This is a genomic window from Nakamurella multipartita DSM 44233 (genome assembly GCF_000024365.1).
Lineage (GTDB): Bacteria > Actinomycetota > Actinomycetes > Mycobacteriales > Nakamurellaceae > Nakamurella > Nakamurella multipartita.
This window is the reverse complement of sequence record NC_013235.1, coordinates 362,085-388,889: the sequence shown is the minus strand read 5'-3', so window position 1 is coordinate 388,889 and position 26,805 is coordinate 362,085. Positions and strand designations below refer to the sequence as shown.

The window sequence follows — 26,805 nt, the reverse complement described above, 5'->3', positions numbered from 1 at the left end:
ATGGTCCAGATCGAACCGGAATCAATCACCGCCGTCGTCAACCGGCTGCGCCGGGCCCAGGGGCAGATCGGCGGGGTGCTGCGGATGATCGAGGAGGGCCGCGACTGCCAGGACATCGTGACCCAGCTCGCCGCGGTCAGCCGGGCCGTGGACCGCGCCGGGTTCGCCGTCATCGCGGCCGGCCTCAAGCAGTGCCTCATCGAGTCCGACGGTGCGGACACCCTGGACACCAAGACCATGGAGAAACTGTTCCTGTCCCTGGCCTGAGCGGCCACCGTCGGCGCTGACGTGCGCGACGGCGATCCAGCGCGGGCCGACGATCACCATCCCCACCTCGAAAGGCGAGAACTGATGTGCAGTCCTGCCACCTGCCGCACTTGCGGCAAGGCCAGCTACACCGGATGCGGCAAGCATGTCGATCAGGTGCTGGCCGGCGTGCCCGCGCACCAGCGCTGCAGCTGCTCCCCCACCGAGCGATCCGCCGAGAGCCGCTCGATGCTCTCCCGGCTGTTCGGGCGCTGATCGGAGTGCGGTTCGACCCGGGTCCGGTGGTTCACGCGGCCACGTCGCGGCGCCGGAACCCGGCGACGGCGATCTCGGCCAGGACGGCCGCGGTGGCCAGGGCGATCAGCACTGCGGGCACGGACAGGCCGTTGAGCAGAGGATCGTGGCCGGTGTACTGGTAGAACGGCGAGAACTTCTGCGCCGGCGCCAGCCAGGAGACCTGCGGGCCGAGACCGTTGACGACATAGGCGATCACGGCGGTGACGGCGGGCACCGCTCGGGCCGCGGTGAGATTTCCGGTGGCCGCGCCGACCGCGGTGGCCAGGGTGCCGAACACCAGGCCGAGCAGGGCCAGGTGGACCATGGCGGCCACGATCGGTCCGGTCGGCAGGCTCATGTCGGCCAGTGGGCTGATCACCATCAGCGCCACCGCGGTGGCCCCGGCCAGCAGCACGATCCCGACCGTCATCGCCAGCAACTTGTCCAGCACCACCCGGCTGCGGCTGACCGGGTTGGCCAGCAACAGGTCCAGGGTGTGCCGGTCCTCCTCGCCGGCCACGGCCGCCGCGCCCGTGCTCACCGCGTACAGCAGCACCAGCAAAGGCGCCATCAGGGACAGCATCTCGATCTTGACGTAGCCGATCGGCGTGCTCATGTCGGCCCCGGACATGGCGAACATCGACCGGATCGCCGGCGGCATGCTGTTGAGGAAGTCGGTCATCGCCGGCTGATCCCGGATGCTGGGCCAGATGGCCACATACATCCCGACCAACAGGGCCAGACTGATCGTCCAGGCCAGCAGGGTCCGGCGCTGATCGAACAGCGTCTTGGTCGCCACGTTATGCAGCATGGTGCTCACCGGTCCCGTAGTAGGCCAGGAATGTCTCCTCCAGCTCGGCCTCGGCGCAGTCCAGATCGACCACCGGGTGGCGGGTGATCCGCTTGAGCAGGCCGTCCAGGGCGGCCTGCGGGGCGCTGCAGGTCATCACCCGCCCGGTGACGGCCAGATCGCGCACCCCAGGCACGGCCGCGAATTCAGCCGCGTTGACGTCGTCGGCGAATCGGGCGCCGACGTGGTGCAGGGATTTCTCGCGAAGGTCGGCCATCCGCTCGACCGCGATCAGCCGGCCCGATCGGACCACTCCGATCCGGTCGGCCACCCGCTGCACCTCGCCGAGCACGTGCGAGGACAGCAGCACGCTGCCGCCGGTGTCCGTCTGCTCTCGCAGCAACGCGTAGAACTCCTGCTGCACGATCGGGTCCAGCCCGCTGGTCGGTTCATCCAGGACCAGCAGCTCGGGCCCGGACATCAGGGCCAGGACCACGGCCAGCTTCTGCCGGTTGCCCTTGGACAGCTCGTGCGCCGGCCGATCCAGATCCAGGTCCAGCCGATCGGCCAGGCTCAGCGCCCGTCGGTCGTTCGCGGCGCCGCGCAGGTGGCCGAAATACGCCACGTGCTGACGGCCGCTGAGCTTGCCGTACAGCGCCGGTTCACCCGGCAGGTAGCCGACCCGGCGATGCACCGCGACCGCGTCCCGCCAGGCGTCGAGCCCGAGCACGCTGGCCCGGCCGGTCGTCGGGCGCAGCATGCCCAGCAATAACCGAAGGGTGGTCGTCTTCCCGGCGCCGTTGGGCCCCAGATACCCGAAGACCTCACCTCGGCCGATGGTCAGGTCGACATCCCGCAGCGCCACCGTCGAGCCGAACGACTTGCCCAGGCCCATGGTGCGAACAATCGCTTCCTCACCCATACCTGAACGGTCCGCCGTCACCGCGGCGAGCGGCCAGAGCCGAAAGACCCGGCCTCCGGCAGGGGTCCGGCGCCCGGATCAGTGGTCAGATGAACAGCAACTGGGCGCCCTCGGTCATCTCGATGAAGTCCGATGCGCTGATGATGCCTTCGACCTCGTCGTACAGGTCGTCCTTGGTCAGGTGGTTCATGTCCGCCGACATGCGGCAGGCCCACAGATGACCACCGGACGCGACGATCTGGTCGAGGAAGTCCGGCACCTCGGGAACGCCGACCTCGGCGATCGACTTCTTCATCTTCGAGGTGGCCATCGCCGTCATCCACGGCAACCCGCCGAGCCCCTGCGGCAGGTGGGTCGCGGGGTTGCCCAGCACGGTGAACTGCAGGTGGTCCATGGTCTTCTTGTTGATCATCTCGAAACCCCAGAAGGTGAAGAACAAATGGGTTTCGATGCCTTCGCCCAACGCGGCGTTGGCCAGGACCAGACCCGGATAGGCCATGTCCAGCGTGCCCTTGGAACAGATGATGGCGAGCTTGCGCCCGCTTGCCTCGGTGTCGAACTGCGGGACGATCGCGGCGGCGGTGTCGACGACGTCGGTCATCGGAACTCCTCTCAAGCGTGATGGCGGCGGATCGGGCGGGTCAGACACAGCCCTGCGGCTTGGGCAGGCCGGCGATGTAGGCCATCTTCTTGGCCGGTTTCTGCGGGAAGAGCTTGAACAGTTCCTTCACCGGGATTCCACCCGCCGTGGCGACCCGCCGAATCGTCGGTGTCTCGCCCTGGCCCGCATAGTCGCTGCGCAGGAAGTTGATCGCCTTCCAGTGCACATCGCCGAGCTCGATGCCGATCTGGTGGGCCAGGATCTGACCCAGGGCCGGGCTCCATTCGTTCGGGTCGGTCAGGAAGCCCTCGTCGTTGACGTGGATGGTCCGGCCACCCACCGTGGTCACGGGCATCGTTGTTCTCCTTCGATATTCGGGGTGCGTGGACGCTACGAGTCGACATGCTTGCCGGCCATGGACATGTGGGCCGGCAGCGGCAACGGCTTGCCCGGCAGCAACACATTCCAGTACATCCAGCGGAACGCGAGCTTGCCCAGGTGGTTCGCGCGGGTCTCCTCCAGCAGGCTGAACGGACCGACGAACGGGACCGGGTACTTTCCGGTCAGCGGCTCGGTGTCGTAGTTGAAATCGATCAGCAGCCCCTTGCCGTTGCCCGACTCGATGAAACAGTTGGCGTGACCGTCGAACGAGCCCCGCATCGGCTTCCCGGCGATCAGATCGAGGAAGTTCTCGCAGAAGATTTCGACCGAGAAGTGTGCGACCGATCCGGCCTTGGACGCCGGGATGTTCGAAGCGTCACCGACCGCGAAGATGTTCGGGTGGGCGGCCGAGCGCAGCGTGTGCTTGTCGACCGGTACGTAGTTGAGCTCGTCACCCAGCCCGGACCGGGCGATGAACTCGGCGCCCATGTTCAGGGGGATCGTGACCAGCAGGTCGAACGGTATCTCGCGTTCGTCGTAGGAGATCAGTTTCCTGGCCGGCCCGTCGACGGATTCGACGAGGAAGTCGGTCTCCACCCGCACGCCCCGGTCCGACAGCATGCTGCCGAGCCGCCGGGAGGAGATCGGTTTGGTGAAGGCACCCGACAGGGGCGTGACGTAGACCATCTCGACGTCGTCGCGGATCCCGCGGCGGCGGAAGTAGTCGTCGGCCAGGAAGGTGAACTCCAGCGGTGCGACCGGGCACTTGATGGGCAGATCGGTGATGTGTACGACGAAGCGACCGCCGCCGAATTCGGCCAGCGCTTTCGCCAGGGCCTGGGCGCCCTCCAGGCTGTAGAAGTCGAAGACCGAGGTGCGCCAGTGGTCACCCAGCATCCCGGGGGTCTGGTCCGGGCGCGGGGTGACTCCGGTGGCGATGACCAGATAGTCGTACGGCAAGGCCCGTCCGTCGGCCAGGGTGACCACGTTGCCGCCGGCGTCGATCGCGTCGATCTCGCCGATCACGAAATTCACTCCGTCGGGCAGGAACGCGTGCCGCGACCGGGTCACCTGCTCCGGCGTGGCCGAGCCGAACGGCAGGAACAGGTAGCCGGGCTGGTAGTGGTGCCGGTCGTCCTGATCGATGATGGTGATGTCCCATGCCGACCGGTCCAGCTTGCGCCGCAACTTGTTCACGATCATCGTCCCGGCAGTCCCCCCGCCGAGCACCAGCAACCTGTTCACGACCCGCTCCTTCGCCCCGACGCCGCATCGACCTATACCCAGGAGGGTATTGAGGTCGCATTCGGTGCACCATGGCCGAAGGTCCCGATCTCGACGCGGATCCGTCCCCTCGGACGCGAGTCCGGGTGCGAGTACGGTGGGCGCCACTGCGCTGCTGTCCGCCGCCACCGTCAGAACGGGATGCGCCATGGCCGATGCCGATCTGGCCGACTGAGACATGGTCGATCTGGACAGGGCCGATCCGGACGACGCCGATCTGGACATGGCTGATGTCGGCCCGGACAACCTGGCGGCACTGGACCGGCTCTTCGCGACCGAGCGGTCGACCCGCCACTGCTGGTGCATGGCCTTCTGCCGCTCGGGCCCGGCGTTCGCCGCCGGCTGGTACGGCGGCGGAAACCGGCGACACTTCGAGGCGATGGCGGCCCGGGGCCCGATGGGGGTGCTGGCCGCGCTCAACGACGAACCCGTCGGCTGGTGCGCGTGCGGCCCGCGGGCCCGCTACCGGGCGGCCGCACGCGGACGCAGCCGGCCGCTGACGCTCATCCCCCGCGCGGACGACGACCAGGTGTGGCTGGTGGCCTGCCTCTTCGTGGCCCGGGACGCTCGCGGCCGGGTCGCGCTGCCGCTCATCCGCGCCGCCGTCGACCTCGCCCGGCGACAGGGCGCATCGGCCGTCGAGGCCTGGCCGGTCAGCTCCAGCACCCGCCGCCGCCCCGAATGGGCTCACGTCGGGCGGGAGGCCACGTTCACCCGGCTTGGATTCACGATCGTCGGCCGGCCCACGCCCGATCGCGCCATCATGCGGCTCGACCTGTCCGGTTGACGGCTGGACTCGACCTCGCGGCCGGCCGGATCACCCGGCGGCGTCCCCGGTCAGGGCCCGCACCACCCGGGACGGGCTGGGCCGCCCGAGCTGCTGCGCCATCCAGCGACTCGTCTCGACGACGGCGGTCAGGTCGACCCCGGTGTCGATGCCGAGCCCGGCCAGCTGCCAGAGCAGATCCTCGGTGGCCAGGTTGCCGGTGGCACTGCGCGCGTAGGGACAGCCCCCGAGCCCGCCGGCCGATGCATCGACGACGGTGATCCCCTGGCCCAGCGCCGTCAGGGTGTTGGCCAGGGCCTGCCCGTAGGTGTCATGGAAGTGCACCGCGAGCCGGTCCGCCCCCACTCCGGCCGCGGCCAGCCAGCCGATCAGGGCCGCGACGTGCCCGGGCGTGGCCACGCCGATGGTGTCGCCCAGGGACAGCTCGTCACAGCCCATGTCCATCATGCGTACGGCCACCCCCACCACCTGATCCAGCGGCACCGGCCCTTCCCAGGGGTCGCCGAAGCACATCGACAGGTACGCCCGCACCCGGCCGCCGTCCGCCCGGGCGGCGGCCACGACCGGTTCGAACATGGCGAGCGACTCCTCGACGCCGCGGTTGAGGTTGCGCCGGGCGAAGGTCTCGGTCGCGCTGCCGAAAATGGCGATGTCGGTCAGTCCCAGCTCGGCCGCGCGGCGGTAACCCCGCAGATTGGGCACCAGTACCGGGTACCGCACCCCCGGCTGCCGCTCGAGGGCGCCGATCAGCTGCTCGGCGTCGGCCAGTTGCGGCACCCAGCGCGGGTGCACCAGGCTGGTCACCTCGATCAGCCGATGCCCGGCGGCCACCAACCGGCGGATGAACTCCAGTTTGACATCCACCGGCATAATCGACTTCTCGTTCTGCAAGCCGTCCCGGGGGCCGACCTCGCAGATGCTGATGGCGCTCGGCAGGCCGGGCAACGCGACCTGCTGCGGCAGCGGCGCCCCGGTCACAGCGGATTCAGGCGGGTCCGCAGCAGGCAGAACTCGTTGCCCTCGGGATCGGCCAGGACGTGCCAGGACTCCTGACCGGTCTGGCCCACGTCCGCCGGACGAGCTCCCAGCGCCAACAACCGCGCCAGCTCCGCGTCCTGATCGCGGTCGGTTGCGTTCACATCCAGATGCAGCCGGGACTTCGCCCGCGGCGGATCGTCGGTCGGGCTCAGGATGATCGTCGGCTGCGGGCCGCCGAAGCCCTCCCGCGGCCCGATCTCCACCGACCCGTCGCCCGGGCGGTCAAGCACCACGAAGTCCAGGACCTCACACCAGAACCGGGCCAGCAGTTCGGGGTCGCGGCATTCCAGGACGAGCTCACTGATCCGGCAGGCCATGGGACCGAAAATACCGCCGGAGCAGCGCGGCCCGGTGTTCTTTCTCCCGGTTGGTCGCCATCCGGTCGGGGTACCCTGGGGATGCTGATGTCCACAGCCGGCCTTGGGGTCGGTGTCGCCGCCCCCGCCGCGTCACCGCGAGAAATCTCTCGCCGCCCAGTTGCGCTTCTCGGTCCGCGACCGTCTGGACTCCACATGACCTCTTTATCCATTCCCCGTGAGCAGCGCGCCGTCTCGGCGGCCGCCCGTCGACCCCGACGAGTACTCACCGACTACGCCGAGTTGCTGGGCCGGGTGCAGGCCCAGGGCCTGATGGAGCGCCGGTACGCCGCCTACGCGATCAAGGGCGGCCTGCTGCTGGCGGCCTTCGCCGGGGTGTGGTGCGCCTTCTTCCTGCTCGGCGAATCCTGGCTGCAGCTCGTCATCGCCGCTGTCTTCGGCGTGGTGCTAGCCCAGTTCGGCTTTCTCGGACACGACGCCGCACATCGGCAGATCCTGCGGTCCGGTCCACGCAACGAAACCCTGGCCCGCGTGGTGGCCGGCCTGTTCTGCGGGATGAGTTCGACCTGGTGGGCGCGCAAGCACACGCGACATCACCTGGCGCCCAATCAGATCGGCAAGGATCCCGACATCGATCCGTCGGTGTTGCACTTCTATCCGACCGAGACGGTGCCTCGCTCCCGGGTGCTGGCCTTCCTCCGGGCGCATCAGGGTTGGTGGTTCTTCCCGATCCTGATGTTCGAGGGATTGCACCTGCACGTCCAGGGGTTCCGGACCGTGCTGGGCCGCAGCCCGATCACCCATCGATGGACCGAGTTGGGATTCATGGCCGCCCGGATGGGTGGTTACGTCGCGGTGCTGCTGATCTTCCTGCCGGTTGGCATGGCCGCAGCGTTCCTGGGCGTGCAGCTGGCCGTCCTGGGCGTCTATCTCGGCTGCACCTTCGCCCCCAGCCACAAGGGCATGCCGATCCTGCCGCCCGAGGCCAAGATCGACTTCCTGCGCCGTCAGGTGCTGATGTCGCGCAACATCACCGGCTCTCACCTGACCACCTTTGCGATGGGTGGCCTGAACTACCAGATCGAGCACCACCTGTTCCCGTCGATGCCCGGCCCGAATCTGCGCCATGCCCGGACCACGATCCGCGAGTTCTGCCAGCAGCGTGGGGTCACGTACACCGAGACCAGCCTGCTCACGTCCTACGGGATCGTGATCCGGTACCTCAATCGGGTCGGCCTGCGAGGCGAACTGGACTCGTTCCAGTGCCCGATCATCGCCGCCCACCGGCCGATCTGACCGGCTGGTCTGGCCGGCTGGTCTGACGATCTTCCCGGGAAACGACAACGACGCCGGACCTGGCCGCGAGGGCCGGGTCCGGCGTCGTCATGCTGCCGCGGACGGCAGAGGGATTACTGGTTGTCGGCGTCGACGAGGCGCTCGATGAGCTCCTCCACGGTGCCGGACTTGGGCAGATCCCGCTCGGCCAGCTTGTCGGCCAGCTCGGCCTTGGTCAGGCCCTCGTACGGCTCGCGCGCCTGCTCCTTGGCCCGCTTGGCCTCCGCGCGCTCGGCGGCCTTGGCCGCCTTCTCCTCATCGCGCTTGGCCTGCTCGGCCTGCTCGGCCTGCTCGCGCTGGACCTGCTCGGCCTTCTCGGCCTGCTCACGCGCCAGCTCGTCGGCCTTGGCGGCCTGCTCCACGGTCAGATCGGCGACCGCGTCGGTCTGCTCCCGCACCACGTGACCGGCCGTCTCAGCCTGCTCCCGAACCAGGCCGGAGAACGAGGTGACCAGCTCGGCCCAACGGGTGGCGAACTCGCGGTTGAGGTCGATCGACTTCTGGATGTAGTCGAAGTACCGAGCGACCGGCTTGGTCAGGTCGACGGTGGGCAGGCTCGCCGCCGCATTCGTGGTCTGCTCGGTCAGGGACTTCGCACCCTTCTTGAAGGCGTCGACGCCCCGCTCGGTGGCCTGGCGGGCTGCGGTGGTGGCGGCGGTGTAAGGCTCGGTGCTGGTGATCGTCATTGCGCTCCTTCGTCGGCCCACCGAGGCTTTCGGTCGGTCCGGAGATATCTGCGTGTGGGGGTGCCCGACGAATGTCGGAAACCCGTTTTCCCGCATCGGGTAGCTCAACGCGGCGAGCGCGTCAGAACCAATTTCAGGCTAGCCGCTGATCAGTGCGAACGGTCGATCGGGCCGAGGTGACAAAGTCGACCGCCAATTCCCGTTTGACCACACTTGCGTGACGATGCCCACGCTGTGACGCCCGCCATGGCCGGTACGCCGGGCCAGATTCGCCGACGCGGGCCCTGAGAGGCTCAGGACCCGCGTCGGCGGCAAGGGCTCGATGATCGAGGACGGCGTCGGCCACGCGCCGGCCCGGTGGAGCGCAGCGGTCAGCGCGAGCGGATGACGATGCCTAGGAAAATGCCGACGATCAGGGCCACGCTGTTGCACGTACCACGGCGGGTACGCGCTCGATCCGAGATTTGAGGAAAGTGTGGATCATCCGGCCCCGACTGGGCCCCTCACCGGCTCGACATATCATTTCGTCGGCCCGGAGGTGATATCTGTCAAGTGCCCGCCGTGGGGCGAATCAAACCCGCCTGAACATTTGTTCCCGCGGCGACAGGCCCTCCGGGACCCCTCGACGGCCCGGGCCGGTCAGGGCTTGAGCACGACCTTGACGCACCCGTCGGACTTTTCCTGGAAGGTCTGGTAGGCCTGCGGCGCGTCGGTCAGCGGCAGGGTGTGAGTGGTCAGGTCGAGCACGCCGAGCGGGTCGGCCGAGTCCTCCACCAGCGGCAGGATGTCGCCGATCCACTTGCGCACGTTGCACTGGCCCATCCGCAACTGAACCTGCTTGTCGAACAGGTCCATCATCGGCATCGGGTCGGCGGTGCCGCCGTAGACCCCGCTGACCGACACCGTGCCGCCCCGCCGCACGCTGCCGATCGAGTCGTGCAGGGCGGTCAGTCGATCGACCCCGACGTTCTCGATCAGCTTGCGCGCCAGCGTGTCCGGCAGCAGGCCCACCGCCGACTGGGCGAATTTCCCGGCCGCGGCGCCGGCCCCGCCGTGGGCTTCCATGCCGACCGCGTCGATGACGCCGTGCGCGCCGTAGCCCCCGGTCAGCTCCAGCACAGTGGCCGGGACGTCGTCTAGTCCGGCCGGGTCCAGCGTCTGGATGCCGTGACGCTCGGCCATCGCTCGCCGTTCCGGCACCGGGTCGATGCCGATGACGCGATGCCCCAGGTGGTGCCCGATCCGGCTGGCGAACTGGCCGACCGGGCCCAGCCCGAAGACGACCAGGGTGCCGCCGTCGGGAACGGCGGCGTACTGCACGGCCTGCCACGCGGTGGGCAGGATGTCGGACAGGAACAGGTACCGCTCGTCGGGCCCGTCCGGACTGACCGGGATCGGTCCGTACTGCGCCTGCGGCACGCGCAGGTACTCGGCCTGACCGCCGGGCACCGATCCGTACAGCGAGGTGTAGCCGAACAACGCGGCCCCCTTGCCCTGCGCCCGGACCTGCGTGGTCTCGCACTGCGACTGCAACCCGTCCCGGCACATCCCGCAGTGCCCGCAGGAGATGTTGAACGGAATCACCACCCGGTCGCCCGGCTTGATGTGGGTGACGCCGGCGCCGACCTCCTCGACGATCCCCATGGGCTCGTGGCCCAGGATGTCGCCGGCGCTCAGGTAGGGGCCGAGCACCTCGTACAGGTGCAGGTCGGACCCGCAGATCGCGGTGGAGGTGATCCGGACGATCGCATCCGTGGGCTCCTGGATTGTCGGATCGGGCACCTCGTCCACCCGAAGCGAGCGCTTGCCTTGCCAGGTCACAGCTTTCATGGTTTCTCCGATGTCGGGGGCGATGGGTGGGCTGATCGGTGGGTGATCGGGGGCGGGTGACGGACCCGGGCCCCGGACGCGCCGATCGGTCGGCGGTGCGGGCCGCGGCGGGCCCCGCCGTCGGTGATCCGCTGGTACCCCGTGGCCGGTGGCGGAAACAGCGGCGGGGTTTGGTCGATGCCGATCCGGGCTACTGCACTGATGTCCGGCCGGCCAGGCTCGACCGGACAATCGCAGTGACGAGGGAGATGCCGGTGCACGTGCAGGGCAACGAGAGCACCAGGCGACCGGTGGCATTGATCATCGGTGCCTCCAGCGGAATCGGTCGGTCCACCGCCCAGGCCCTCAGCCGTGAGGGTTGGAATCTGGTCCTGGCCTCCCGCTCGGCTCCGGCCCTGGCCGAGGTCGAACGCGAGTGCGCCCGGTACGGGGTCGACACCACCGTCATCCCTACCGATGTCCGGGATCGCGCGGCCATCGAGTCGCTGCTGGTGCAGGCCGCCGCCGGGTCGGGTCGGGTGGACGCCGTCGTTAACACCGCCGCCTGCGTCGCCTACGGCCGATTCGATCAGATTCCGGCCGAGATCTACGATCAGGTCATCGCGACCAATCTGCTGGGCACCGCCAACGTGGCCCGGGCCGCCCTCCGGCAGTTCCGTTCCCAGGGCGGCGGCGAGCTGGTCCTGATGGGGTCACTGCTGGGCAAGATCGCCGTGCCGTTCATGAGCCCCTACGTCACCAGCAAGTGGGGGGTGCACGCGCTGACCCGGATGATCCAGCTCGAGGCGCGCGAGATCCCCGGCGTGCACGTCACCCTCGTCTCTCCGGGCAGCGTCAACACCCCCGCCTACAGCCAGGCGGCCAACTATGCCTCCCGCGAGGGACGGCCGCCGCCGCCGGTCGACCCGCCGGAGAAGGTCGCCCGTGCGGTGGTCAAAAGCCTGACCCAGCCGCGCCGGGAACGATCGGTCGGCCTGGCCAACCACATCGTCGTGCTCGGTTTCCGGCTTCTGCCAGCAGTTTTCGACCTGGCGGTCGGACCGCTGATGAAGCTCACCGGCCTGTCCCGGCGGCCCGTCGCCGACCACCCCGGGAGCGTCCTGCACCCGCACCCGGCCGGCGAGGCCGAGCACGGGTTCTGGGACCGGCTCGGCCGGCGCCACGAGTCCGCCGATTCCCCCGTGCCCGTCGCGCCATGACCACCCGCACGGCCGATGCCGTGGTGATCGGGGCCGGACCGAACGGCCTGGTCGCGGCCATCGCCCTGGCCGACGCCGGCTGGGACGTGCTGCTGCTGGAGGCCAACGAGACGGTCGGCGGCGCCGTGCGCAGCGCCGAGGTCACCGCCCCGGGCTTTTGTTCCGACATGTTCAGTGCCTTCTACCCGCTGGCCGCCGCGTCCCGGGTCATCCAGGACCTGGAACTGGCCCGGCACGGGCTGGTGTGGACCCAGGCGGACAAGGTACTCGCGCACGCGCTCCCGGACGGCCGGGCCGCCGTTCTGGAGCGCGATCCCGACCGGACCGCGGCCGGCCTCGAGGAATTCGGCGCCGGTGACGGCCAGGCCTGGTTGGAGATGTTCGCCGGCTGGCAGCGCATCCGAGATCCGTTGCTGGACGCCATGTTCACCCCGATCCCGCCCATTCGTTCGGGCCTGAAACTGCTCGGCCGGACCAAGCTGGCCGGGCTGCTGGACCTGGCCCGGCTGGCCGTGCTGCCAGTCCGCCGGCTCGGTCAGGAATCCTTCGTCGGCGACGGTGGCCCGCTGCTGCTGACCGGCAACGCCATGCACGCCGACGTCCCCCCGGACGCCGCCGGCAGTGGCATCTTCGGCTGGTTGCTGACGATGTTGGGCCAGGACGTGGGATTCCCGGTGCCGCAGGGGGGCGCGCAGAACCTGGCCTTCGCCATGGCGCGACGCTTCGAGTCCGTCGGCGGACAGGTCCGCACCGGGGCACGGGTCAGCTCGGTCCTGGTCGCCGGCGGTCGGGCGGTCGGGGTGCGGCTCGCCGACGGCACCGCCATCCGGGCCACCAAGGCCGTGGTGGCCGACGTCGCCGCGCCCACCCTGTACCGCGAGCTCGTCGGGCTGGATCAGCTGCCGGCCGGGATCGGCGAGGTCCTGGACCGGTTCCAGTGGGACAACCCCACCCTCAAGCTCAACTGGGCGTTGGACCGGCCGGTGGGCTGGCGCGCCCCTGGGGCGGTGGGCGCCGGCACGGTGCACCTGGGCACCGATCTGGACGGTTTCGTGGACTTCTCGGCCGATCTGTCCGTCGGCCGTCCACCCCGGCATCCGTTCGTCCTGTTCGGCCAGATGACGACGGCCGACCCCAGCCGGTCGCCGGCCGGCACCGAGTCGGCGTGGGCGTACACCCATGTGCCGCACTCGATGTCGCAGGACGCAACCCGGCTGGACCAGCACGTGCAGCGGGTGCAGGAGCACCTCGAACAGGTGGCCCCCGGCTTCGGTGACAGCGTCCGGGCGCGCGTCGTGCAGTATCCGACCGACTTGCAGGACGCCAACGCCAACCTGGTCGACGGCGCGGTCAACGGCGGCACGTCCTACCCGCACCAGCAGTTGATCTTCCGGCCGACCCGCGGCCTGGGGCGTCCCGAGACTCCCTTGCCCGGGCTGTTTCTCGCGTCGGCCTCGGCCCATCCGGGCGGCGGCGTGCACGGCGCCTGCGGCTGGAACGCCGCCGTCGCGGCCTTGCACTCGCAGGGACCGTGGCGGGCGGCCCGGCGCACGCTGGCCAGGACCGCCTGGGCTCGGCTGTTGGGCTCCTGAAGCCGGCCGGCCGGTCAGACCTCGAAGACCGACCAGCAAATGTCATTGCGCAGCCGCTGGTCGTCCAGCACCAACGCGCGGATCGCGTCCGGGAGCTGGTCGCGCTGCCACTGGCACTCGCGACGACCGGCCGCCTGCGCCGCGGCGACCCGATCCCCACCGGCCGCCGCGCGGACCGCCTTGATCGCGTAGGCGGCGGCGCCGAGTTCGTGTGCGGCGACGTGCGCGACCACCCCGGCCTGGCCGGCGGCGTAGGCGGCGTGCCGGGCCGGCCCTCGCAGATCACGGGCGGCGCCCATGGCGTGGCCGCCGGCGGCCCGCGACTGCATCATCGTGACCTCACCCCGGACCCAGGCCCGGGCGTGCTCGATGGCCACACGCGGGCGCGGATCGTCCGGCCGCACGGTCTCGAACAGGGCCAGCACGTGCTCGGCGCAGGATGCGGCCCACAGCGCCAGCAGGTGGTGATCGGTATCGGTCAGGGTGCCGCCGCGACGGATGGTGATGAAGCGTGGATCGCGAACCGGGGGCAGGATCATGCCGGGCGCTCGCTCGCTGAGTCGACCACATCGACGCGCTCGCGCAGGGTTCGGTCCAGCGTGCACATCAGTCGGGCCACCCGGTCCCGCCCCGCCGGCGCCGCCGGATAGCGGCCCAGTACATCGAGCAGGACCGGCGTCGCCCGCTGCCGAGATCGCCCCAGAGCCGCATCGGCGGCGGCCGGATCCTCGCCGGCCTGCACCTCGGCGATCCGCGCGGCGCTGGCCGCGGCCCGCAGGATGTGGCCGACCTGGGTGGCCCGGGCGATGGGATGCAGGTACGCGGCGGCGGCCGCATCCCCGGCACAGCGAGCCGCCAGCCGGGCCACCTCGGACGGCGCCGACCGCGCGGACCGGTGCGCCTGGACGGACGCCGTTCGCTGCCAGGCCGTCCGCCGGGCCCCCTCGGCGAAGGCCCAGGCCGCCGCGAGCGCCGCGCGCGGCCCTTCGTCCGCGGGCACAGCCTGTTCGTAGACCGCGAGCACGTCCTGGGCGTGCAGCACGACGAACCGCGCGACCTCCCGCAGTTCGGGCATGGTCAGTTCGAAATCCGCGGTCCCGACGGCCGGGTGGGAGGCCATGGCTGGGGATCGTAGGCCGAGGGCCGGCCTCGTGGGGCGGGAGTCAGCGGGCCGGCTGGTCCGGGTCCACCACGATCGGCTTGCGCCCGCCCGAGCGGAGCCGATCGACCATATCGGCCGCCCGCTGCCGGTTCTTCGGGTCGGCGGCCTGCCGCTTGACCTCCTCGAGGATTCGCTGTCCGGTGGGACTGCGCAGGAAGGAATAGACGGCACCGGCCGCCCCCAGCTTGCCCAAGATCTTCATTCTCGTTCTCCTTGCCGGGCGCTCGCCCGGGTGTCCTCGACCGGGGGCACCCCGGCGGAATCCGTGCCGTCGTGCACCCGCTTTTCCTGTTCCCGGGTCGCCATGCCACCGTGGCCGCCCTGGTCCTGCGGCCCGGGTCGCAGGTTCGGCTCGCCCGGATCGCGGGCGTCGGTGGACGTCCCCTGCTCATTCATACGGCTGCTCATTCACACCGTTGAAGTGCCCCGTCCGGCGGGCAACGAACCCGGCTGCGCGATCATCCGCCGATCCGGGGCGGGCCAGGACCGACGTCCCGCGCGCGATCACAGACCGAGCGGGCCACGAGGTCAGGTTTTGGCCGCCTTCTTGCCCTTGCCCTTGCCGTCGCGCCCGATGCCGGGAAACTTCTTGTGCACGGCGGCCTTGACCTTCTTCTGCTCGTCCTTGGTGCCGTGCTGGGCGACCCGGGCCAGCGCGTTGCGGGCGTGCGCCTTGTCCGGGATGGGGTACTTGCGCTTTCCGGGCAGCGCAAACGCGGACTTGTCGAGCTTCTTGCGGTTCTTGGGCTTGCTCAGGTCCTTGCTCATGACGGTGCCCCTTTCTGTCCATCGATCGACAACCGGATATCGGCCCCGGATCAACCACTCATCCGGTTTCCGGCGCTGAACCCGGTCAAACCGGCGACCCGCAGACCAGCGAGGTAACCCCCCTAGGGGTGTGCCGGACCACCCCTTGGGGGGTGTTGATTGGTCGATGGGCCGGTCATCCGGGACCGGCCCCCGGTGGGGTGAGGAACGGCGATGGCTCAGGGTCGGCGCGAACTGCCGCCTGCCCTGACTGCGGCCGCCCTCGCCGACCTCCTGCGGGACGCGATCACCCGGCCGCTGGCCGAGGCGGCCCCATCGCTCATGGATCTCGCATTGACCGGCCCGTGGCAGGGCGCCGCGCTGGCCGGCCGTCTCGCCTCCGGAGCCTGGGGAACGCTGAGCGAGACCGGGTCGGTCGACCCGGGCTGCGACCAGCGGCAGTGGGCGCTGCAGGACGGCCCGGCCCACGACGCGCTGACCGTTGATCTGATCATCGCCGGCGATCTGGGCCGCGACCCGCGCTGGCCCCGGTGGCGCCCGGCGGCGCTCACGCTCGGCGTCCGGGCCGCCGCCTCCATCCGCCTGCACGCCGGACGGACGCTGGGCACGCTCACCCTGTACTCCCCCACCCCGCTGCCGCCCGCCCCGCTCTCGTCCGGGCGGCCCCGGGCCATGGACGGCGTCGTCGACGAGTGGGCGGATCTGGCCACCCTTGCGGCCCACCTGTCGGTGCTGGTCGAGGGGTCCGAGCGGCGGCAGCAACTGGAACGTGCGCTGGTGAGCCGCAGCACGGTCGGGCAGGCGGTCGGCCTGCTGCGCAGCCGGTTCGGCCTGGACGCCGATCAGGGCTTCGCCCTGTTGCGCCGGCACTCGCAGCAACGCAACGTCAAGTTGATCGAGCTCGCGCGGGCCGTGGTGGCCACCGGCGAGTTGCCCGGGCTGGACCGGGAGCCGGACCCGAATCGACAAAGCCGTTTCCGAGCGGGCACGGCGGGGGACTGTGCAGTTCGGGAGCCCGCTCACCCGGGACAGTGGCGCTCCTAAGGCCTGGCCGGTTCAGAAGGCAGCCGACCAGGCCGCGCCGAAGTGGCACGACCGGGCCCTCGGGCCGGGGCACGATGCTGCCCCCGTGAGGTCCGGGCTCCCCACCATCGGATCGAAGACTTTCCAGTGAGATCATCAACAGATGTCGGAACCACTGTCGGAATCACTGCCGCAGACCATTGCCTATCCGGCGCCGGGTTCCCGGCCCTACCGCCGGGCCGATGAGCAACTCGATCCGTATGTGGTGGTGCTGTTCGGCGCCACCGGAGATCTCGCCCGGCGCAAGCTCCTGCCTGGCCTGACGCACCTGTCGCTGTCCGCCCTGACCCCCGACATCCAGGTCGTGGCAACCTCTCTGGAGGAAATGGACACCGACCAGTTCCGCGAGCTGGCGCGCGCGGCGGTCACCGAGTTCAGCTCGCGACCCAAGGACGTGCAGAACTGGGACACCTTCGCTCCGCGCCTGCGGTACGTGCCGCAGAGCGCCGGACCGGAGGCCCTGGCCCGGGCGGTCGCCGAGGCCGAGGCCGAGCTCGGCCCCGACGTGCGCCGGCTGCACTACCTGAGCGTGCCGCCCAAGGCCGCCCTCGCGGTGGTGACGATGCTCGACCAGGCCGATCTGGTCGCCCGCTCCCGGGTGGTGATGGAAAAGCCTTTCGGGACCGACTTCGACAGCGCCGTGCTGCTCAACCAGCTTGTCCACCAGGTCTTTCGGGAGAGCCAGATCTTCCGGATCGACCACTTCCTGGGCAAGGAGGCGGCGCAGAACATCCTGGCGTTCCGCTTCGCCAACGGCCTGTTCGAACCGATCTGGAACCGCAACTTCATCGACCACATCCAGATCGACATTCCCGAGACCCTCGGCCTGGATCGACGGGCCGGCTTCTACGAATCGACCGGCGCCTACAAGGACATGGTGGTCACCCACCTGTTCCAGGTGATGGCCTTCGTGGCCATCGAACCGCCGACCGCGCTGGAGCCCCGGGCGATCAGCGAGGAGAAGAACAAGGTCTTCCGATCGTTGTTGCCGATCAACCCGGCCAACGTGGTCCGCGGCCAGTACAACGGGTACCGGCAGGAGGAAGGGGTGTCCCCGGACTCGGAGACCGAGACCTTCATCGCCCTCAAGTGCGGCATCGACAACTGGCGCTGGGCCGGCGTCCCGTTCTACCTGCGCACCGGCAAGCGCCTGGCCGAGGGCCAGCGGATCATCTCCATCGCCTTCCGCGAGGCGCCCAAGAGCATGTTCCCGGCCGGGTCCGGGGTCGGCCTGCAGGGCCCGGACCATCTCACCTTCGACCTGGCCGACGAGACCAAGGTGTCATTGTCGTTCTACGGCAAGCGACCCGGTCCGGGCATGAAGATGGACAAGCTGAGCATGCAGTTCTCGGCACACGACACCGATCGCGCCGCGGACGTGCTGGAAGCCTACGAACGGCTCATCCTGGACGCGATGCGTGGCGACCACACCCTGTTCACCACTGCCGAGGGCATCGAGAGCCTCTGGGAACGCTCGATTCCCCTGCTGGAGAACCCGCCGCCGGTCAAGCCGTACGCCCCGGGCTCCTGGGGACCCAACGCGATCCACCAGCTCATCGCGCCGCACGCCTGGCGCCTCCCGTTCGAACGAACCTGGCGGGAAACCCGCTGAGTTCCGGTCGGGTCGGCCACGACGATGATGACGGGCGCTGATCGATGAGCGAGAGCTCGCTGTGGTCGCTGTTGCTGGTGATGACCGTGGCCGCGCTGGCCCCTATCGCCTCCCGGCTGGTGCCGGGCCGGCCGCCCCAGGTGCTGTTCCTGATCCTGGGCGGCATGGTCATCGGGCCCTCGGTGCTGGGCTGGGCGGACGCCGTCGACATCGAACTGCTCTCCGGGTTGGGGCTGGGCTTTCTGTTCCTGCTGGCCGGCCACGAGCTGGACCCACGGATGCTGCGCGAGCGGGCCGGCACGCAGGCCTTGCTGGCCTGGGGCGTCAGCGCGGCGCTGGCGGTGCTGGTCGTCGGCGGGCTGGAGTACCTCGGCTACGTCAAGGCTTTCGTCCCGGTGGCGATCGCCCTGACCACCACCGCACTGGGCACGCTGCTGCCGATCCTGCGCGAGCAGCAGATGCTCGCCGGGCCGTTCGGACGGTACGTCTTCGCGGCCGGGGCGGTCGGCGAGTTGCTGCCCATCCTGGCGATCTCACTGTTTCTCGGCGCCTACGACTCCTGGTGGGAGGCGTTGATCATCGCCTCGATCGCCGGCCTGGCCCTGCTCCTGGCCTGGCTGCACAAGCACGCCACCTCGCAGTCGACACTGCGGATCACCGTGGTCCTGCTGCTGGCCCTGTTGTTGATCACCGAGAACTTCGGCATCGAGGCGGCCCTGGGCGCGTTCTTCGCCGGCATGGTGTTGCGGCAGACCTCGTCCGCCGAGGGCAATCAGGAATTCGAGGACAAGCTCGATGCCGTCGGCTACGGCTTCTTCATTCCCGTCTTCTTCGTCAGCTCGGGCATGGGCCTTGACCTGCAGTCGATCCTGAACAGCCCCGGACGGTTGCTGGCCTTCTTCGTGCTGCTGTTGGTGGTGCGGGGGGTGCCGGCCATCCTGATCTACCGCAAGACCCTGGGCCCGCGGCAGCGCGTAGAGATGATGTTCCTGACGGCGACGGCATTGCCGTTGCTGGTCGCCCTGTCCGAGATCGGCCTGCAGTCGGGGGTGATGCTGCCGGAGAACGCGGCCGCCCTGGTCGGCGCCGGTGTCCTGTCGATCGCAATCTTCCCGTTTGTCGCGGCTCGTCTGCATCGCCCGGTCGGCCAAAGACCGGTCCGCGACCCTCGTGTGCCCTGACCGCCGGCGAAAAGCCGCATCTGGCCGGAATCGGTCGCAATCGGTCCGCGGCGGTCACCAGGAGGTCTCAGGTTTGGCATCCTGACGGCATGGGCGACAACGGCAGTTCCTCGAAGGCGACTCGCATCGGGCTGGAGATCCTGGGCTGGCTGTTGGTGGCGGCCGGCGTCGCCGCGTTGATCCTGCCCGGGCCCGGCCTGCTGCTGTTGGCCCTGGGCCTGTGGGTGCTGGCCAAGAACTACGAATGGGCCGACCGGCTGCTGGACCCGGTCAAGCGGGCGGCCTACCGGGGCGCCGCGGAAGGCGTGAAGTCGTGGCCGCGGATCATCATGTCGACCACGCTGGCGCTGGGGCTGATCGCCGTCGGCGTGATCTGGGGCATTCGCCCGGCCGCGCCCGGCTGGTGGCCGCTGGCCGAGAAGTGGTGGCTCTTCGGTGGCTGGGGCACCGGCGTGTTCCTCATCTTCTCCGGGCTGCTCGCGCTCGGACTGCTCGGCTGGAGCATGAAGAACTTCCGCTACGGCACCATGACGCTCGACGAGCTGTATCGCGATCAGAAGCTGAACGAGCGGCCGGGCCGTCGCCGCTGACCGCGGGCCGAGCGGCGCGGCCTGATCAGCCGACCGCTGGTGAGGCGGAGCCGTCCGGATCGATCGGCCCGGTCCAGGCGTTCATCGCCGCCTCGTATTCCACGACGGCGGCGTGCAACTCGCGGGCCGCGTAGTCGACCACGGCCACCTGGTCGGGATCGTCGGTGATCATCCGCCAGGCGATCGCCTTGCGCAGCACATCACGGAAGGCCTGTTCGATCCGCTGGTCCAGATCCGCCTCGCTCACCATGGGCATCCCTTCGGCCGGCCTCGACGAGGTGTCGAACTGGCGGGCCAGGCGCCGGCATCCTTCACCCTACGGAGGGGGCGGGCGGTCCGGCCGGGAACGGCCATCAGGCGGGATGAGTCAGCCAGTCAGTGACGCCACTTCATCAGTCGGTCTCGGGCAGGCTGCAGTAGAGGCAATCGGTGGCACAGTCGGCGTACTCGGGAAGTGAATTCTCGTTCACGTTCGGCTCCTCAAATTAAAATCTACTTTGATATCCTGCGGCCCTGCTGAACAAAACCGTATCCGGCTCACGAATGTCGGGTCAATGTGGGCTGGACCACCCGGACACCGCCCACGGCGTTCACCCGGCCGCCATTTGAAGTTTGACATCGTCTGCTAAACAAGCACTCTCGCCGACAAACACGGATCCCGACCGGCCAGGCGGGCCAGGTTTCCCGGATGTTACATTTCGCTTTCCGGAGGATGACCAACCGGAACGGACAGCGGTCAGTCCGTTTCCGGAAGGCTGCAGTACAGGCAGTCCAGCGCGCAGTCGGTGTATTCCACCGGCAATTGCTCGTTCATGATTTCTCCTCGTCCCGTCATTCCCCACCAGCTTTTACATAACGACCGTACTGCTGGACGATCCGGCCGGTCAACGTGGGCAGGACCACGCCCGACTGCGGAGCGCGATCCGCACGGCGCTGCTAGGGCCGGCGAAACCTATTGCGGGGCAAGCACTATGGCAGAACCATTCGACGGCATCGGCGGTTGATGGCGGGATGGACCGTCGCATTCCGGGCCGGCCGCGGGCAGATCGTGATCAGCCCAACAAAGTGACCGCGGGTTCACCGGGCAGTAGGCTGGTCCGGTGAGCATCCGGCTTGGTTACCAGATCCCGAACTTCTCCTACGGCACCGCGGTCGACCAGCTTTTCCCCACGGTGGTCGCGCAGGCCCGGGCCGCGGAAGCGGCGGGCTTCGACGCGGTCTTCGTGATGGACCACTTCTATCAACTACCCGGTATCGGTTCGCCCGACCAGCCGATGCTGGAGGCCTACTCCACGCTGTCGGCCCTGTCCGGCGTCACCGATCGGATTCAGCTCTCGGCGCTGGTCACCGGAAACACCTATCGCAATCCGACGCTGCTGGCCAAGACGGTCACCACTTTGGACGTGGTCAGCGGCGGTCGGGCCGTGCTCGGCATCGGCGCCGGCTGGTACGAACTGGAACACCGCCAGCTCGGCTTCGAATTCGGCACCTTCGGCGACCGGTTCAGCAAGCTGGCCGAGTCGCTGTCCATCATCGCGCCGATGCTCAGGGGCGAGCGGCCCACCGTCGACGGCCGCTGGTATCACACCGAGTCGGCCATGAACGAGCCCCGGCTGCGCGACGACCTGCCGATCCTGTTGGGCGGCGGGGGCGAGCGCAAGACCTTCGGGCTGGCCGCCCGCTACGCCCAGCACCTGAACATCATCTGCGCCCCGGACGAGTTGCCGCGCAAGCTGGCCGCGCTGGACGAGCGGTGCGCCGAGGTGGATCGGGACCGCTCGACCCTGGAGACCAGCTTCCTGGTCACCGGGATCATCGACGAGGACGGCGACCGGGCCCGGGCGGCGATGCTCGAGCACTTCCGGCGCACCGGGGTCGACCTGGACTCGCTGGATCCCGAGCGGCGAAAGTCCATGGAGTCCCGGCTGTTCGCCGGCACCCCCGACGACGTCGCCGCCGATCTGCAGGCCCGGGTGCTCGACACCGGAGTCGACGGGGTGATCGTCAACCTGATCGCCAACGGGCATCAGCCCGGCATCGTGGAGTTGGCCGGGTCCACCTTGCGCCGGCTGATCCCCGCCGCCTGATCGACCCGGGCCGGTGCGCGTCGGCCCGGTCCGCGGCGCACCGAGGTGGCAGCATGGGAACGGTCAACGCCGATGACGGTTCCCTCGCGGAGGTGGTCAGCCCGTGCCGAACGCCGTGCCCGACTTCGCGGTGGCCGTCGTCGGCGCCGGACCGGCCGGCTTCTACGCCGCCGCGGCCCTGCTGGCCCCACCCGAGCCGCGGGTGCGGGTGGACATGTACGAGCGGCTGCCCACCCCGTGGGGCCTGGTCCGCGCGGGCGTCGCCCCGGACCATCCCAAGATCAAATCCATCTCCGCCCAGTTCGCCAGAACCGCGACGCACGAACGGTTCCGGTGGTTCGGCAACGTGGAGGTGGGCACCACGGTCAGCCGCGAGGAGCTGCTGGCCCGCTACGACGCGGTGGTCTACTGCGTCGGGTCACCGGCCGACCGGGACCTGCACATCCCCGGTGCGGATCGGCCGGGATCGGTGGGCGCCCGCGACTTCGTCGGCTGGTACAACGGCCATCCCGATTTCCGGGCGTTGACCTTCGACCTGCAGGTCAGCCGGGCGGTGATCGTCGGCCACGGCAACGTCGCCCTGGATGTCGCCCGCATCCTGAGCACCCCGCCGGACCGGCTGGCCGCCACCGACATCGCCGACCACGCGCTGGTGGCGTTGCGGGCCAGCCGCATCCGGGACGTGCTGGTGATCGGGCGCCGCGGGCCGGCGCAGGCCAGCTTCACCACCCCCGAGCTGCGCGAGCTCGGCGAGCTCACCGGGGCGGACGTGATCGTCGATCCGGCCCAGCTGGGGCCGCCCGACGCCGATGCCGATCTGCCTCATGTGCCCCGGCACAACCTGGAGGTGTTGCGCCGGTACGCCGCGGCCGAGCCCGCCGGAACCGGCCGCCGGATCACCCTGCGCTTCCTGACCTCGCCGATCGAGATCCGGGGGCGGGATCGGGTGGAGTCCGTCGTGCTGGGCCGCAACCGGCTCCTGGATCCGGGTGACGGGGCGGCGACCGCGATCGACACCGGTGAGCGGGAAGAGCTCGCCGCTGGGCTGGTGCTGCGGGCGGTGGGCTACCGCGGGGTGCCGATCCCCGGGGTGCCGTTCGACGACCGCGCCGGCCTGGTCCCCAACGTCGAGGGCCGGGTGCTCGGCGGCGACCGGGAGTATGTCGCCGGCTGGATCAAACGGGGTCCCAGCGGGATCATCGGAACCAACAAGAAGTGCGCCACCGACACCGTGCACACCCTGCTGGCCGACCTGGCCAGCACCCCGGGCGCGTCCACCCGGCCGGCCGCCGCCGACCCCGGGGCGATCGAGGCGTGGCTGCGGCGACGGCAGCCGGACCTCGTCGATCTCGACGGCTGGACCGCGATCGACACTGCCGAGCTGCGCGCCGGGGCACCCCTGGGCCGCCCGCGGGTCAAGGTGTGCACCTGGCGCGAGTTGCTCGCGACCGCCCGAACGGTCCCGGTCTGATCCGGAACAACCCGCCAGCCGATCGTGTTGGCGCAAGGGTGACTCAGACCAGAACTCATGACCAGAGAATCGATGTGGCCGCCGCGGGGACCTTCGAGATCAAGGACCTCGGGCCCGTCCGGCGCCTCGGCTTCGGCGCCATGCGCATCACCGGACCCGGCATCTGGGGCGAGCCGGCCGACCGTGACCTCGCCCGGTCCGTAGTGCGACGGGCGGTCGACCTGGGCGTCGACTTCATCGACACCGCCGACTCCTACGGCCCGGCGATCAGCGAGGAGATCATCGCCGAAAGCCTGCACCCCTACCCGGCCGGTCTGCGCATCGCGACCAAGGCCGGCCTGGTCCGCTCCGGGCCCAATCAGTGGCACCCGTTGGGGCGGCCCGACTACCTGCGCCAGCAGGTGGAGCTGAGCCTGCGCCGGCTCAGGGTGGACGTGATCGACCTGTTCCAACTGCACCGCATCGACCCGGATGTCGACCGGGACGACCAGTTCGGGGTGCTGCGCGACCTGCAGGACGAGGGCAAGGTCCGCGCCCTGGGCCTGTCCCAGGTCTCCGTCGACGACATCAAGGCCGCGCAAGAGGTCTTCACCGTCGCCACCGTGCAGAACCGGTACAACCTGACCGACCGGTCGTCGGCCGACGTCCTGGCCTACGCGCAGACGCAGGGCATCGGCTTCATCCCCTGGGCGCCGGTGTCCGCGGGCGAATTGGCCCGACTGGGCGGCCCGGTGGACACGATCGCCCGCCGGCTGTCGGCCACCCCCGCGCAGGTCGCCCTGGCCTGGGTGCTGCAGACCTCCCCGGTGATGCTGCCGATCCCCGGCACCGGCTCGGTCGAGCACCTGGAGGACAACTTGGGCGCAGCCACCCTGGTGCTGCCCGACGACGCGGTCGCCGAGCTGGACGCCGCCTGAGCCGGCCGGCCACCGCCCCGACCGACGGCGACGGTCCGCCCGTCCCGATGTGCTCGGGGCGGGCGGCCGTCGGCGGAGTCAGCGATCAGCTGGCTGAGGTGATCAGCTGGTCGGGGGCATCAGCACGGAGTCGATCAGGTAGACGGTGGCGTTCTTGGTCTTGACGCCGCCGCAGATGACGTTCGCGTCGTTGACCTTGAGGGTGTCACCGCTGCCGGTCACGGTCAGCGAGGCACCGTTGACGGTCGGATGGCTGCCGACGACCTGGCTCGGATCGAGCTGACCGGCCACCACGTGGTAGGTCAGGATGCCGCTGAGCAGCTCCGAGTTGGTCTTGAGGGTGTCCATGGTGCCGGCGTCGATCTTGGCGAAGGCCGAGTCGACCGGAGCGAACACGGTGAACTCACCGCTGTTGAGGGTGTTGACCAGGTCGACCTGCGGGTTCACCTTGCCGGACACCGCGGCCACCAGCGTGGTCAGCAGCGGGTTGTTCGAGGCGGCCGTGGCCACCGGATCCTGGGCCATCCCGTCGACCGAGCCGGCGCCGGTGGGCACCTGCTTGGCGTAGTCGGCACAGCCGGGCCCGACCAGGGCGGCGCCCATGTCGGAGCCGGACATCGAGCTGCTCATCGGCGCGGACATCGACGAGCTGGGCGCCATGGAGCTGCTCATCGAGGACGCCGCGGAGGAAGCCGCCGAGGAGGCCGCCGACGTCGCGGCGGGGGTGGAGGTGGACCCGCAGGCTGCGAGGGCCAGGGCCACACCAGCTCCGGCCACCAGGGTGAGGACGCGCTTGATCAACATGGAGTGCTCCTTGGGTGAGAACCGGCCGGTGGCCGGGACGGAGGCGGGACCAAGCCCGCCGGATGCCGCCGGTCGGATGACCGCAACGGCAGGTGAGATGCGAATGGGGATGGGGCTCAGGCCTTGACGGTGACCTGGCGACTGTCGAGGCCGGTGGATCCGTCGGGCATCACCCCCTGTACGGCATCGGTCTGCACGGTGCCGTCGGCGTCGATCGCCCGGCACCGGATGGTGTGGATACCCGGCTCGGTCGCCGTCCACGGGTAGGACCACTGGCGCCAGGAGTCGATCCCGGCCTCGCCGGACAGGGTCGCGTCCTGCCAGGGGCCGTCGTCGATCTGCACCTGGACCGCCCGCAGTCCACGATGTTGGGCCCACGCCATGCCGGCGACGGCCACGCTGCCCGCGGTCAGCTGCGCGAACCCGGCGGGCACGTCGATCCGGGACGCAGTCTTGATCGGCGCCTGCGGCGCCCAGCCGCGCTCGGTCCAGTAGGCGGTGACGTCGGCGAAGCGGGTCACCTCGAGATCGACCACCCACTTGGTCGCCGAGACGTAGCCGTACAGACCGGGCACCACCATGCGCACCGGGAAGCCGTGCTCGACCAGCAGTGGCTCGCCGTTCATCGCGTAGGCCAGCAACGCATCTCGGCCGTCGGTCACCGCGGCCAGCGGGGTGGTCACGGTGAAACCGTCGACGCTGGTGGACAGCAGGCAGTCGGCGCCGTCCTGCGGCCCGGCCATGGCCAGCACGTCGGCCAGGCGGACGCCCAGCCAGCGGGCGTTGCCGGCCAGCTTGCCGCCGACCTCGTTGGACACGCAGGTCAGGGTGATCATGCGCTGCACGGCCGGCATCGCCAGCAGGTCGTCGAAGGAGATCGTGATCTCCCGGTCCACCGCGCCGTGGATGCGCAGGGACCACTCGTCGGTGGTCAGGTTGGGCACGGTGAAAGCGGTGTCGACGCGGTAGAAGTCGCTGCTGGCGGTGACGAACGGGGTCAACCCGGCCACGTCCAGGGTCAGCGCGTCGACGTCGATGTTCTGGTCGTCGGCCGGGGTGGGCAGGCTGATCCGGCGCCGGCTGTCGGCGACCTCGGCGGCGCTGGGCACCAGGCGGGCCAGCGAGCCGGCGGCCACCCCGATGATCGCGCCGATCCCGACCAGGCGGAAGAAGCGGCGCCGGTCGGTACCCCCTGCCGACGATGCTGTCGACGATGCTGTCGACGATGGGGTCTCCAAGGGGGCCGAGTCCGGGTCTTGGACCAGGGAGCGACGGGCGAGCAGGATCAGGAAGGTGACCCCGGCAATGGCGCCGACCACCAGCGGAAGCAGATCGAGCACGTCGGCCCCGGGCCGGCTCACCACCGCCGCACCGGCCACCAGCACCAGCAGCGCGGTCACGCCCAGGGCCAGCCGCGGGCTGCGGCGGTTCAGCAGACCGATGCCGATGGCCACGATCAGCAACGTCAACGCCATGCCGGCGGTGAGTGCGTCCTTGTCGTGCTCGCCGAACGTCCGGATCGCCAGTTCCTTGAGCCATTCCGGCGTGAACTGGATGAACGTCTGGCCGAGGGCGACGAACGGCGAGGAGGAAGCACCGAGCAGCCCGATCCAGCGACCCAGGGTGCTGATCAGCTCGGCGACGCCCAGGGTCAGGACGACCGCAACGATGCCGCCGAGAGCTGACCCGAGCCACCCGGCCCGCCATGGCGCCGGGGCGGCCGTCGTCCCGGCCGGGGGAACCTGCTCACTGGTGGTCACGCCGGAGGTTCGCTGCCCCACGCTCCGTGGATTGGTCGGATCTGATCGAGATTCGACCGGGTTCG

30 protein-coding genes are annotated in these 26,805 nt (G+C 69.9%); 13 read left to right on the top strand and 17 right to left on the bottom strand.

What is annotated here, in order from left to right; translation table 11 throughout:
• On the top strand, window positions 1-267 hold the full coding sequence (locus NAMU_RS01765) for a metal-sensitive transcriptional regulator (protein ID WP_012814261.1): 267 nt from the start codon (window positions 1-3) through the stop codon (window positions 265-267).
• Between the two features lie 84 nt (window positions 268-351).
• Window positions 352-522 carry a hypothetical protein gene (locus NAMU_RS29705; protein ID WP_012814260.1) on the top strand — a complete coding sequence of 57 codons (171 nt, stop codon included), beginning with the start codon at window positions 352-354 and terminating at the stop codon, window positions 520-522.
• 31 nt (window positions 523-553) lie between these two features.
• Here NAMU_RS29705 and NAMU_RS01760 read toward each other — a convergent pair whose 3' ends face one another.
• The 5 genes from NAMU_RS01760 to sqr form a co-directional block, all read right to left on the bottom strand.
• The gene (locus NAMU_RS01760; protein ID WP_012814259.1) at window positions 554-1,354 is read right to left on the bottom strand and encodes an ABC transporter permease subunit; all 801 of its coding nucleotides are present in this window, start codon (window positions 1,352-1,354) and stop codon (window positions 554-556) included.
• Window positions 1,344-2,255 (bottom strand): ABC transporter ATP-binding protein, encoded by a 912-nt coding sequence (locus NAMU_RS01755; RefSeq protein ID WP_012814258.1) that lies wholly within the window; start codon window positions 2,253-2,255, stop codon window positions 1,344-1,346. Before NAMU_RS01755 ends, NAMU_RS01760 begins: the two co-directional genes overlap by 11 nt.
• Window positions 2,256-2,340: 85 nt before the next feature.
• The gene (locus tag NAMU_RS01750) at window positions 2,341-2,856 is read right to left on the bottom strand and encodes a DsrE/DsrF/DrsH-like family protein (protein WP_012814257.1); all 516 of its coding nucleotides are present in this window, start codon (window positions 2,854-2,856) and stop codon (window positions 2,341-2,343) included.
• A gap of 40 nt (window positions 2,857-2,896) precedes the next feature.
• On the bottom strand, window positions 2,897-3,211 hold the full coding sequence (locus NAMU_RS01745) for a TusE/DsrC/DsvC family sulfur relay protein (RefSeq protein WP_012814256.1): 315 nt from the start codon (window positions 3,209-3,211) through the stop codon (window positions 2,897-2,899).
• Window positions 3,212-3,246: 35 nt separating this feature from the next.
• Entirely contained in the window at window positions 3,247-4,482 is a 1,236-nt protein-coding gene (gene sqr, locus NAMU_RS01740; RefSeq protein WP_012814255.1) for a type III sulfide quinone reductase, selenoprotein subtype, read from the bottom strand.
• A 217-nt stretch (window positions 4,483-4,699) separates the two neighbouring features.
• Here sqr and NAMU_RS01735 point away from each other — a divergent pair, with 217 nt between their 5' ends.
• Entirely contained in the window at window positions 4,700-5,308 is a 609-nt protein-coding gene (locus tag NAMU_RS01735; RefSeq protein WP_012814254.1) for a GNAT family N-acetyltransferase, read from the top strand.
• Window positions 5,309-5,338: 30 nt separating this feature from the next.
• Here the strand turns inward: NAMU_RS01735 and NAMU_RS01730 are convergent, their stop codons facing one another.
• Together NAMU_RS01730 and NAMU_RS01725 are read right to left on the bottom strand one after the other, a co-directional pair.
• The gene (locus NAMU_RS01730) at window positions 5,339-6,286 is read right to left on the bottom strand and encodes a hydroxymethylglutaryl-CoA lyase (RefSeq protein WP_012814253.1); all 948 of its coding nucleotides are present in this window, start codon (window positions 6,284-6,286) and stop codon (window positions 5,339-5,341) included.
• Window positions 6,283-6,663, bottom strand: coding sequence for a VOC family protein (locus NAMU_RS01725; protein ID WP_012814252.1), 381 nt, complete (start codon window positions 6,661-6,663; stop codon window positions 6,283-6,285). Before NAMU_RS01725 ends, NAMU_RS01730 begins: the two co-directional genes overlap by 4 nt.
• Before the next feature lie 195 nt (window positions 6,664-6,858).
• Here NAMU_RS01725 and NAMU_RS01720 point away from each other — a divergent pair, with 195 nt between their 5' ends.
• On the top strand, window positions 6,859-7,959 hold the full coding sequence (locus NAMU_RS01720; RefSeq protein ID WP_012814251.1) for a fatty acid desaturase family protein: 1,101 nt from the start codon (window positions 6,859-6,861) through the stop codon (window positions 7,957-7,959).
• A gap of 113 nt (window positions 7,960-8,072) precedes the next feature.
• On the opposite strand, the gene NAMU_RS01715 is transcribed toward NAMU_RS01720, so the two are convergent.
• Complete coding sequence (locus tag NAMU_RS01715; protein WP_012814250.1) at window positions 8,073-8,684, bottom strand: SAP domain-containing protein; 612 nt, start codon at window positions 8,682-8,684, stop codon at window positions 8,073-8,075.
• A gap of 639 nt (window positions 8,685-9,323) precedes the next feature.
• Window positions 9,324-10,514 carry a zinc-dependent alcohol dehydrogenase gene (locus NAMU_RS01710; RefSeq protein WP_012814249.1) on the bottom strand — a complete coding sequence of 397 codons (1,191 nt, stop codon included), beginning with the start codon at window positions 10,512-10,514 and terminating at the stop codon, window positions 9,324-9,326.
• 236 nt (window positions 10,515-10,750) lie between these two features.
• Between NAMU_RS01710 and NAMU_RS01705 the strand changes: the two genes are divergently transcribed.
• Window positions 10,751-11,713 carry an SDR family NAD(P)-dependent oxidoreductase gene (locus NAMU_RS01705; protein ID WP_217180708.1) on the top strand — a complete coding sequence of 321 codons (963 nt, stop codon included), beginning with the start codon at window positions 10,751-10,753 and terminating at the stop codon, window positions 11,711-11,713.
• Entirely contained in the window at window positions 11,710-13,305 is a 1,596-nt protein-coding gene (locus tag NAMU_RS01700; RefSeq protein WP_012814247.1) for a phytoene desaturase family protein, read from the top strand. Before NAMU_RS01705 ends, NAMU_RS01700 begins: the two co-directional genes overlap by 4 nt.
• Before the next feature lie 14 nt (window positions 13,306-13,319).
• On the opposite strand, the gene NAMU_RS01695 is transcribed toward NAMU_RS01700, so the two are convergent.
• The 5 genes from NAMU_RS01695 to NAMU_RS01675 all read right to left on the bottom strand — a co-directional run bounded on the left by NAMU_RS01695 (window position 13,320) and on the right by NAMU_RS01675 (window position 15,235).
• A complete protein-coding gene (locus tag NAMU_RS01695; RefSeq protein WP_012814246.1) occupies window positions 13,320-13,844 on the bottom strand; it encodes a putative immunity protein in 525 nt (174 codons plus the stop codon).
• A complete protein-coding gene (locus NAMU_RS01690) occupies window positions 13,841-14,425 on the bottom strand; it encodes a putative immunity protein (protein ID WP_012814245.1) in 585 nt (194 codons plus the stop codon). The genes NAMU_RS01695 and NAMU_RS01690 overlap by 4 nt, the downstream gene beginning before the upstream one ends.
• A 43-nt stretch (window positions 14,426-14,468) precedes the next feature.
• Window positions 14,469-14,669 carry a P-loop NTPase family protein gene (locus NAMU_RS01685; RefSeq protein WP_012814244.1) on the bottom strand — a complete coding sequence of 67 codons (201 nt, stop codon included), beginning with the start codon at window positions 14,667-14,669 and terminating at the stop codon, window positions 14,469-14,471.
• On the bottom strand, window positions 14,666-14,863 hold the full coding sequence (locus NAMU_RS01680; RefSeq protein WP_012814243.1) for a hypothetical protein: 198 nt from the start codon (window positions 14,861-14,863) through the stop codon (window positions 14,666-14,668). The genes NAMU_RS01685 and NAMU_RS01680 overlap by 4 nt, the downstream gene beginning before the upstream one ends.
• 132 nt (window positions 14,864-14,995) lie before the next feature.
• Complete coding sequence (locus NAMU_RS01675; protein WP_012814242.1) at window positions 14,996-15,235, bottom strand: DUF6582 domain-containing protein; 240 nt, start codon at window positions 15,233-15,235, stop codon at window positions 14,996-14,998.
• 213 nt (window positions 15,236-15,448) lie between these two features.
• On the opposite strand from NAMU_RS01675, the gene NAMU_RS28790 reads away from it, so the two are divergent.
• The 4 genes from NAMU_RS28790 to NAMU_RS01655 all read left to right on the top strand — a co-directional run bounded on the left by NAMU_RS28790 (window position 15,449) and on the right by NAMU_RS01655 (window position 19,701).
• A complete protein-coding gene (locus NAMU_RS28790; RefSeq protein WP_012814241.1) occupies window positions 15,449-16,279 on the top strand; it encodes an ANTAR domain-containing protein in 831 nt (276 codons plus the stop codon).
• 142 nt (window positions 16,280-16,421) lie between these two features.
• A complete protein-coding gene (gene zwf, locus NAMU_RS01665) occupies window positions 16,422-17,930 on the top strand; it encodes a glucose-6-phosphate dehydrogenase (protein WP_012814240.1) in 1,509 nt (502 codons plus the stop codon).
• 44 nt (window positions 17,931-17,974) lie between these two features.
• Window positions 17,975-19,111 carry a cation:proton antiporter gene (locus NAMU_RS01660; protein ID WP_012814239.1) on the top strand — a complete coding sequence of 379 codons (1,137 nt, stop codon included), beginning with the start codon at window positions 17,975-17,977 and terminating at the stop codon, window positions 19,109-19,111.
• 89 nt (window positions 19,112-19,200) lie between these two features.
• Complete coding sequence (locus tag NAMU_RS01655) at window positions 19,201-19,701, top strand: PGPGW domain-containing protein (RefSeq protein WP_012814238.1); 501 nt, start codon at window positions 19,201-19,203, stop codon at window positions 19,699-19,701.
• A 25-nt stretch (window positions 19,702-19,726) separates the two neighbouring features.
• Here the strand turns inward: NAMU_RS01655 and NAMU_RS01650 are convergent, their stop codons facing one another.
• Window positions 19,727-19,951 carry a hypothetical protein gene (locus NAMU_RS01650; RefSeq protein WP_041368307.1) on the bottom strand — a complete coding sequence of 75 codons (225 nt, stop codon included), beginning with the start codon at window positions 19,949-19,951 and terminating at the stop codon, window positions 19,727-19,729.
• Between the two features lie 850 nt (window positions 19,952-20,801).
• Here NAMU_RS01650 and NAMU_RS01645 point away from each other — a divergent pair.
• From NAMU_RS01645 to NAMU_RS01635, 3 genes are all read left to right on the top strand, one after another.
• Window positions 20,802-21,788: an LLM class F420-dependent oxidoreductase gene (locus NAMU_RS01645; protein WP_012814236.1), complete on the top strand. Its 987-nt coding sequence runs from the start codon at window positions 20,802-20,804 to the stop codon at window positions 21,786-21,788.
• A gap of 103 nt (window positions 21,789-21,891) precedes the next feature.
• Window positions 21,892-23,259: an FAD-dependent oxidoreductase gene (locus NAMU_RS01640; protein ID WP_012814235.1), complete on the top strand. Its 1,368-nt coding sequence runs from the start codon at window positions 21,892-21,894 to the stop codon at window positions 23,257-23,259.
• Between the two features lie 74 nt (window positions 23,260-23,333).
• Complete coding sequence (locus NAMU_RS01635) at window positions 23,334-24,176, top strand: aldo/keto reductase (RefSeq protein ID WP_012814234.1); 843 nt, start codon at window positions 23,334-23,336, stop codon at window positions 24,174-24,176.
• A 102-nt stretch (window positions 24,177-24,278) separates the two neighbouring features.
• Here NAMU_RS01635 and NAMU_RS01630 read toward each other — a convergent pair whose 3' ends face one another.
• Together NAMU_RS01630 and NAMU_RS01625 are read right to left on the bottom strand one after the other, a co-directional pair.
• Window positions 24,279-24,980, bottom strand: coding sequence for a fasciclin domain-containing protein (locus NAMU_RS01630; RefSeq protein ID WP_012814233.1), 702 nt, complete (start codon window positions 24,978-24,980; stop codon window positions 24,279-24,281).
• Between the two features lie 116 nt (window positions 24,981-25,096).
• Window positions 25,097-26,740 carry a molybdopterin-dependent oxidoreductase gene (locus NAMU_RS01625; RefSeq protein WP_138179888.1) on the bottom strand — a complete coding sequence of 548 codons (1,644 nt, stop codon included), beginning with the start codon at window positions 26,738-26,740 and terminating at the stop codon, window positions 25,097-25,099.
• Window positions 26,741-26,805 lie beyond the last annotated feature (65 nt).